The sequence below is a fragment of the Nostocoides australiense Ben110 genome, assembly GCF_001050535.1.
GTDB lineage: Bacteria > Actinomycetota > Actinomycetes > Actinomycetales > Dermatophilaceae > Nostocoides_A > Nostocoides_A australiense.
Genome location: NZ_HG764815.1, coordinates 3445308 through 3447238, shown reverse-complemented (window position 1 = coordinate 3447238; position 1931 = coordinate 3445308). Strand labels below are relative to the sequence as shown.

2 protein-coding genes and 1 pseudogene are annotated in these 1931 nt (G+C 68.5%); all 3 read left to right on the top strand.

Annotated elements, in window-relative coordinates; all coding sequences use genetic code 11:
- On the top strand, nucleotides 1-729 hold a 729-nt coding region (locus BN11_RS16785), incomplete at its 5' end, for a LolA-like protein (RefSeq protein WP_048699487.1).
- Nucleotides 730-1065: 336 nt separating this feature from the next.
- On the top strand, nucleotides 1066-1713 hold the full coding sequence (gene rplJ / locus BN11_RS16780; RefSeq protein WP_048699486.1) for a 50S ribosomal protein L10: 648 nt from the start codon (nucleotides 1066-1068) through the stop codon (nucleotides 1711-1713).
- A 73-nt stretch (nucleotides 1714-1786) separates the two neighbouring features.
- A pseudogene (locus BN11_RS16775) lies at nucleotides 1787-1931 on the top strand (50S ribosomal protein L7/L12); the annotation flags it as partial.

Sequence of the window (1931 nt, the reverse complement as noted above, 5' to 3'; positions counted from 1 at the left end):
GCGGCGACCGACTCGGCCAGCGTGACCCAGAGCGCCTCCGCGTCGGCGACCGCCTCGGCCTCGGCCACTGACACCGCGGCCTCCTCGACCAGCAGCGACGCCGGCGGGGGCGCAACCGTCGACCTGGCCGACGCGCAGGTCGGCGATCAGGTCGACGCCACCGCGCTGGGTGCGGCCATGGCCGAGGTCTTCAAGGACGGTCAGAGCGGCCACATGACGATGGACATGTCGCCGATCAAGGCCGAAGGCGATTTCGAGGTCAAGGACGGCAAACAGAACAGCACCATGACCATGGAGATGGGCGGCCAGAAGATCGACATGATCTCGGTCGACGGCGTCACCTACATGAAGGGCCTGACCGGCGGCACCAAGTGGGTCAAGACCGATGCCTCCGCCATGGGCGGCGCGCCCAACGCCAGTGCGTTCGACCCGGCCACCATATCCAAGGCGTTCGGCGGGCAGCAGGCCAAGGTGACGGCCAAGGACGGCGACACCACGACATACAGCCTCGAACTGGACCTGAAGAAGCTCTTCGAGGCGATGGACACCGAACTGCCGACGACCATGACGCTGCCGGAGACCATCCCGGTCACCTACGTCCTGGACGGCGAGAACCGCCCGGTCAAGTCCACGATCAACATGGGCACCAATATCGTCGTCGAGTACTCCGACTGGGGCAAGAAGGTCGACATCAAGGCCCCGCCGGCCTCCGAGGTCACCACCGGCTGATCCCGGGCGCCGGCTGATCCCGGCGCCGGTCGGAGACGAACCCCGAGTGCGGGCCATGACGCTCATGGCCCCGCACTCGGGGTTTTCGGCATCGGGCGGGGATCCTGCGGCCCCCGCGATTTGGGGGTTCCGGGGGGAAGGACGTAACCTTGACGGGACCAATGACCGCCGGTCGCTGACGGCATACCGCCGCCAGTCGAAGGTCCCGCACCGCGGGCGACCAGCGCAGGACGACAGCTTCACACGGTATGACGTGTGCTCGCCTCGGTGCCCTGCGCCGGGGCGTTTTCGCGTTTCGGGCCCACCCGTCGGTCGAGACGACGGAAGGAGGCCCACATGGCGAAGACCGACAAGTCGGCTGCCATTGCCGAGTTGACGGAGGCATTCCGCAACTCGAACGCGGCCGTTCTCACGGAGTACCGCGGCTTGACCGTGAAGCAGCTCACCGAGTTGCGCACCAACCTCCGTGGCAACGCCACCTACGCCGTGGTCAAGAACACGCTGACCGACCTGGCCGCCAAGGAAGCCGGGGTGACCGCTTTCGAGGGTCAGCTCGCCGGCCCCAGCGCCATCGTCTTCGTCGACGGCGACGCCGTCGAGGTTGCCAAGTCGCTGCGTGACTTTGCCAAGGCTCACCCTCTGCTGGTGATCAAGGGTGGTGTCCTCGACGGGCGCGCCCTGACCGCCGCCGAGATCACCAAGCTCGCCGACCTCGAGTCGCGCGAGGTTCTGCTCGCCAAGCTTGCCGGGGCCATGAATGCCTCGCTGAGCCGCGCTGTCTACCTCTTCGCCGCGCCCTTGTCGCAGGCCGCTCGCACCGTCGACGCCCTGCGCGCCAAGGTCGAGGCGGAGGGCCCCGCTGCCCCGGCAGCTCCCCAGGACCCGGTCGAGGCCCCGGCGGATTCCCCGCAGGACGCTCCTGCGGACGCCCCTCAGGACGCCCCGGCCGCCGACGTCGCCGAGGGTGGCGACGACAACGCCTGACCCGCACCCGCGGACGCAGGCACCCAAACCGCCACTCACGGCATACGAGAAGTAACGAGAAAGGACGCCCATCATGGCGAAGCTCAGCACCGACGAGCTCCTTGAGGCATTCAAGGAGATGACCCTGATCGAGCTCTCCGAGTTCGTCAAGCAGTTCGAGGACACCTTCGGCGTCACCGCCGCCGCCCCGGTCGCCGCCCCGGCCGCCGGCCCGGCCG